The following is a 5598-nucleotide window of genomic DNA, read 5'->3' on the forward strand; positions in this document are numbered from 1 at the left end:
CGGCGAGAGCCGGCAGGATGTGACCAGGCAGCTGTTGTCCCAGCTACTTGACGAGGCAGCGGAGATAGTCACGATCCTCTACGGAGCGGGGGTGACCGAAGAAGAAGCCCGGGCCCTCGTTGCCGCAATCAGGGATGACTACCCCGATGTCGAATTCGAGCTGCAATATGGTGGGCAGCCGCTCTACTATTATCTCATCTCGGTAGAATAGTACCGGCTAAGTCCGGAAGGGGGGATTCTAATGGCCCGAATAGCTATCGTCACCGACAGCACGGCTGATCTGCCCACCTCAATGTACCGCGAGCGTGACATCGTGGTGGTGCCTCTCACTGTTCACTTTGGAGAAGAAACCTACACGGATCAGGTCGACCTCACGAGCAAGCAGTTCTTCGAGAAGCTTCAGAAGAGCCCGATCATGCCGAGGACATCCCAGCCGTCTCCTGCTGATTTCATAGCCGTGTACGAGCGACTCCTGGGGTCCTATGACCACATTTTCTCATTGCACATCTCCTCCAAGCTCAGCGGCACATATCAGAGCGCCAAGATAGCCGCGGAGACCCTGAAGTCCCCAGCCATCGAGGTTGTCGATACCATGACCGTCTCATTGTGCACTGGACTCGTCACGCTCGCCGCCGCAGATGCGAGGGATGTCCACAATGACCCGGAAGAAGTGCGGCGTGCGGTCCGTCACGTCATGGATACGTTTGGTCTGCTGTTCACTGTTGGTACCTTGCTCTACCTCGAGAAGAACGGACGTATCGGCAAGGCTGCCGCGCTCCTGGGGGGGCTTCTTTCGATAAGGCCCATTCTATCGATGTCAGAGGGGGAACTGACCGCGGTGGAGCGTGTTCGGGGACAAGGCAGGGTTCTACCACGTGTGCTAGAGATCATGGAGTCCCGCGTTGACAGATCTCACCCGGTGGACGTGGCGGTGTTGCACGCGGTCGATCCCCAGCGCGGCGAGGAATGGATGGAGGCGGTCCGGGAGCGGTTTACATGCAGGCGCATATTCCTGACCGAGTGCGGGCCCGTGGTCGGTACGCACTCCGGACCCGGAGCGCTCGCTGTTGGCTGGTACCCCAGCATACATCAGTGATATGCGCGTGATTGCAGGGACCGCCGGGGGGCGTCGCCTCCTAGCGCCACCTGGGCGGACAACCCGTCCGACGACCGACCGGGTACGTGAATCGGTCTTCGCCATCCTGGCCCTGCGCGTACAGGAGGCCCGAGTACTCGATCTGTTCGCCGGTTCCGGGAGTCTCGGGATCGAGTCCCTATCCCGGGGCGCTTGTTCTTGTGTTTTCGTGGACAAAAGCCGCGTTGCGTGCGAGTTCATAGAGCGCAACCTCACGAGCCTCGGGTTTCGGGACAGAGCACGGGTGATGTGCGCGGACTGGAGGGTTGCGCTCCACGGCAGGTTTGGTGCGGAGGGCGCAGGGGACGCTCGGTTCGATCTGGTCTTCGTGGACCCACCGTATGAGTCAGGGGTTCACGGAAACGTCCTGACCGAACTCGACTTGCAGGGGTCAGTTCTCCATTCAGGCCTGGTTGTCTGCGAGTATTCGGCCCACGTCCGGCCGGGGGAGACCCTCGGGAGATTGCGAAGGTTCCGCGAGGAGAGATACGGTGAAACCCTGGTAGGATTCTACATGTACATGCCGGAGGGATGACTGTTGACCGTGGCGATTTGCCCCGGGACGTTCGACCCCGTCACAATGGGGCATCTCGACATCATAAGGCGCGCGGCCGCGGTGTTCGACCGTGTCATAGTCGCGATCCTGGATAACCAGGGCAAGACACACTGTTTCTCCCTTTCGGAACGCCTCCAGATGTTGGAGGATTCATGCGCTGACCTCCCAAACGTGGAGGTGGACCATTTCGACGGCCTGCTCGTGGAGTATGCAAGGCGCCGCGGGGTCCGTGTGGTTGTCCGTGGCCTGCGGGCCGTCTCCGACTTCGAGTTCGAATTCACGATGGCCCTCATGAACAGAAGGCTCGATCCAACAGTGGAGATCATGTTCATGATGACATCGACTGAGTACTCATACATAAGCTCAAGCCTTATCAAGGAAGTCGCCCGGTTCGGAGGGGATATCACCGGATTAGTGCCCGAGGCCGTAGCCGGCCGGGTGCGTGCCAAGTGCGAAGGGACGTGATGAGTTGGTCAAGCAGTCAGTCATCGAATGCCTGGATCGCCTCGAGAACCTGATCGAGACGAGTTCACGCATTCCCATTGTCGGCAAACGGATTGTGGATAGGATCGAGGTCTTGGAACTGATCGACCAGATCCGCATCGCGTTGCCGGAGGAGATACGTCAGGCTGAACTCCTGCTAGCCGAGAGGAAGAACATCGTCACCGAGGCTAAACGGGAGGCAGAGGTTATACGTGACCACGCGACGGAAGAGCGGGCGAAACTCGCGGCTGAGAGCGATATCGTCGCTCTCGCTCGTGACCAGGCCGAAAAGCTCCTCCAGGAAGCCCGCCGAGATGCAGCAGAGGTTAAGGCCGGGGCGGACGATTATGCCGAGTCGACCCTAACCTCTCTTGAAGAGACGCTGCAGAGAACCGCGAGGGTCGTGAGAAAGGGAATTGAGGAACTGAGGCGCCGGAAGGTCAGTTCCTGACCCGGAAACCACTGACCCGGGGTCTATGTACGAGTGCAGCCAAGGCTGCGGGAATCAAGGTGACCCCCAGGGCTCCTGCAAGGTTGGCGCAGGATGCCCAGAAGGTACCGAAGAACCCGGGGACCGTCCACACTCCAGCCTGAGGTGGTACTGCCATCGCGTGCGACGCCCAAGGGCCGGTCTCCCACAGGACAATGGCCACGGCGCCCGCGAGTATTGCGTGGAGGATGCGGGCGAAGAAGTACGGCGCAAGTCTGACATCTGTTCCAAAGAGCATGCTGGCGACCTGGGCGAATACCGACAGCCCGCTCCAGGCGATGACCGCACTGGCAATCACCAGGCGCTGTGCGAGAGGCGCCGCTGCGCGACTTGCCAGCTCGGAGCCTATGGTTATCTCAAACACGCCGGATACCATGGGGTGGACCAGTTCCTTCGAGATTCCAAGCGGCGTCAGCGCGGCCGAGATGGGGGCGGCGATCAGATCGGTGACGCGGAACACGCCAAGGACTCTCACGATCACTGAGAACATCATGATGCATCCACCTATGAGGAGGAGCGTGTTCACGGATTCTCGTACGGAGTCCCCGAAGATCTGGCCGAACGACCGCGAATCCTGCTTGCGGGCGGTGTACAGCTCGTGGGCAGCGCGCGCGAGAATGGACTCGCGACGGTAATACTGGTCGTCGCGGTCGGAGGAGCAATCGCGGCCGTAGAACCTCAGAGTGAGGCCCACCAACACGGCGGAGATGTAGTGAGCGGCGGCGATAACAGGCCCCAGTGCAGGGGTGTGGAACATCCCTACGGCAACCGCGCCCACCATGAACAGTGGGTCTGCGGTATTGGTGAATGACACCAGGCGTTCCGCCTCGACCTGAGAGCAGAGCCCCTCGCGGCGGAGTCGTGATGTTATCCTTGCCCCGATCGGGTAGCCCGACGCGAGGCCCATCGCAAAGGCGAAGGCTCCGACGCCGGGTACATTGAACACAGGGCGCATGAAAGGCTCGAGAAGCGCCCCGATGAAGTGGACGACACCCAGGCCCATCAGGACCTCTGATGCGATGAAGAACGGCAGGAGTGCGGGGAACACCACGTCCCAGAAGACCCTGAGACCATCCAGTGAGGCCCGGAACGAGACTTCTGGGAGGGCAATAATGGCCAGAGTCACAAAGGCTCCCAGAGCAGCCAAGCCGTATACGCTTCTCCTTCTGGGTTCCAACCTTCTCTTCATTTACTAGAGCACTTCCTTTCAGGCGGGCGGGTCGTCCCCAAATCTATATTTCCGAATGCCCCGGCCTATGCGGCAGGATTTCATTGAGTACGGTAGAATATGACCGACGGTGCGTGCCGTCGCTCTCTCAACCAGCATGAAAGGGGTGGACGGGTTGAACCATCCTGCGGCAAACTGGGTGCCCCGTACCCTTCTGATTGCCCTCGTGGTTCCCGCTGTTCTCGTAGTGCTTGCATATGTTTCGCAGGGAGCGCCTGCTGTGCTACGCGTGGGTGACCGAGGAGACTCCGTTATCGAACTCCAGGAGTACCTCAGCTTGGCGGGGTACCTGGACGGCGCAGCCGACGGCATATTCGGACCAGCCACTCTCAGTGCGGTACGCAGGTTCCAGGCTGATGCCAAGCTGGACGTAGATGGAGTAGTCGGCGCCAGTACCTGGGACGCACTCCTTTCGGTGGCTGCAGCCAAGGCGACACGGACCTACGTGGTGCGCCAGGGTGACACCATGTACGACATCGCGCTCCGGTTCGGCGTAACGGTTGAGGCGATTGCTGCGGCAAGCGGCATCTCCAGACCTGAACTGATCCGGCCTGGGCAGGAACTGGTGATCCCGGCCGATCCTGGCTCTCGATCTCGATCTGCCAGGGGCGACGTGGAGCTTGTCCACTGGAGCCGGGCCCGCGAGATCTTCACCTACAGAGCGACCATAATCGACGTCGAAACCGGGCTCTCATTTCGGGTGCAGCGGCGCGGTGGCTACAACCACGCAGATGCTGAACCCTTGACTGCTGAGGACACCGCGGTGATGAAGCGGATATACGGCGGCAGTTGGAGTTGGAATCGTCGCGCTGTGGTGGTGGTAGCCGGGGGCCACCGGATGGCGGCGTCGATTAATGGTTTCCCGCACGGAGGCGGGGAAATCACGAACAACAACTTCAACGGACATTTCTGCGTGCATTTCCTCGGGAGCCGCACTCATGCGAGCAACTCCCTGGACCCTGACCACCAGCGGCAGGTTCGTGTCGCAGCCGGGTATTGACGGAGTCTGCTGCGGCGGTTGGCCCGTGGTTCCCAGGAACATGGCATCGCCATGTTCTCTTTTTTGGGCCAGTTGTGTCCGTAGTCACAAAGTTGAGGAGGTTCGACTTAATGAAGATCCTGGTAGTCAACTGCGGCAGCTCGTCGGTAAAGTACCAGCTATTCGACATGACGGACGAGTCGTGTCTAGCGCGGGGCATTGTGGAAAGGGTGGGCACCCCAGAGGCCTTTCTCGTCCATGAGCCCGCTGGCCGGCCTAAGGTCAAGAAGGATGTGCATGCCAAGAACCACGAGGAGGCTCTGAAGTACGTCTTCGAGGTGCTCGTGGATCCCGAGGTCGGCGTCATCAGTGACCTCAGCGAAGTGTCGGCCATAGGCCATCGGGTTGTGCACGCGGGCGAGAAATTCGCCTGCTCCGTCGCTATTACCGATGAGGTCATGCAGGCTCTTCGGGACTGCCAGGACCTCGCTCCACTCCACAACCCACCGAACATCATGGGGATTGAGGCCTGTCAGAGATTGATGCCCGGGCTTCCGATGGTCGGAGTGTTCGATACCGCATTCCATCAGACTATGCCCAAGGAGGCCTACATGTACGCTCTTCCTTACGAGATCTACACCAAGTACGGAGTGCGGCGGTACGGCTTCCACGGGACTTCCCACAGGTACGTGTCGGCACGGGCCGCCAGCCTTCTGGGCAAGAAGTT

At 60.2% G+C, this 5598-nt stretch carries 8 protein-coding genes; 7 read left to right on the forward strand and 1 reads right to left on the reverse strand.

Features of this window, described 5'->3' with window-relative positions; genetic code table 11:
- The 5 genes from NUW23_03105 to NUW23_03125 all read left to right on the forward strand — a co-directional run.
- The coding region (locus tag NUW23_03105; protein MCR4425167.1) for a DAK2 domain-containing protein at positions 1-211 on the forward strand (211 nt) is incomplete at its 5' end.
- Positions 212-241: 30 nt separating this feature from the next.
- Complete coding sequence (locus tag NUW23_03110; protein ID MCR4425168.1) at positions 242-1096, forward strand: DegV family protein; 855 nt, start codon at positions 242-244, stop codon at positions 1094-1096.
- Positions 1068-1670 (forward strand): 16S rRNA (guanine(966)-N(2))-methyltransferase RsmD, encoded by a 603-nt coding sequence (gene rsmD / locus NUW23_03115; GenBank protein ID MCR4425169.1) that lies wholly within the window; start codon positions 1068-1070, stop codon positions 1668-1670. The genes NUW23_03110 and rsmD overlap by 29 nt, the downstream gene beginning before the upstream one ends.
- 3 nt (positions 1671-1673) lie before the next feature.
- Complete coding sequence (gene coaD / locus NUW23_03120; GenBank protein ID MCR4425170.1) at positions 1674-2156, forward strand: pantetheine-phosphate adenylyltransferase; 483 nt, start codon at positions 1674-1676, stop codon at positions 2154-2156.
- A 4-nt stretch (positions 2157-2160) separates the two neighbouring features.
- Positions 2161-2625 carry an ATPase gene (locus NUW23_03125; GenBank protein MCR4425171.1) on the forward strand — a complete coding sequence of 155 codons (465 nt, stop codon included), beginning with the start codon at positions 2161-2163 and terminating at the stop codon, positions 2623-2625.
- Here NUW23_03125 and ylbJ read toward each other — a convergent pair.
- On the reverse strand, positions 2615-3853 hold the full coding sequence (gene ylbJ, locus NUW23_03130; GenBank protein ID MCR4425172.1) for a sporulation integral membrane protein YlbJ: 1239 nt from the start codon (positions 3851-3853) through the stop codon (positions 2615-2617). The two genes, NUW23_03125 and ylbJ, sit on opposite strands and share 11 nt — an antisense overlap.
- A 154-nt stretch (positions 3854-4007) precedes the next feature.
- Here ylbJ and NUW23_03135 point away from each other — a divergent pair, with 154 nt between their 5' ends.
- A complete protein-coding gene (locus NUW23_03135) occupies positions 4008-4892 on the forward strand; it encodes a peptidoglycan-binding protein (protein ID MCR4425173.1) in 885 nt (294 codons plus the stop codon).
- Positions 4893-5002: 110 nt separating this feature from the next.
- On the forward strand, positions 5003-5598 hold a 596-nt coding region (locus tag NUW23_03140), incomplete at its 3' end, for an acetate kinase (protein ID MCR4425174.1).

It is taken from the genome of Bacillota bacterium, from assembly GCA_024655925.1.
Taxonomy (GTDB): Bacteria; Bacillota; DTU025; order DTU025; family JANLFS01; genus JANLFS01.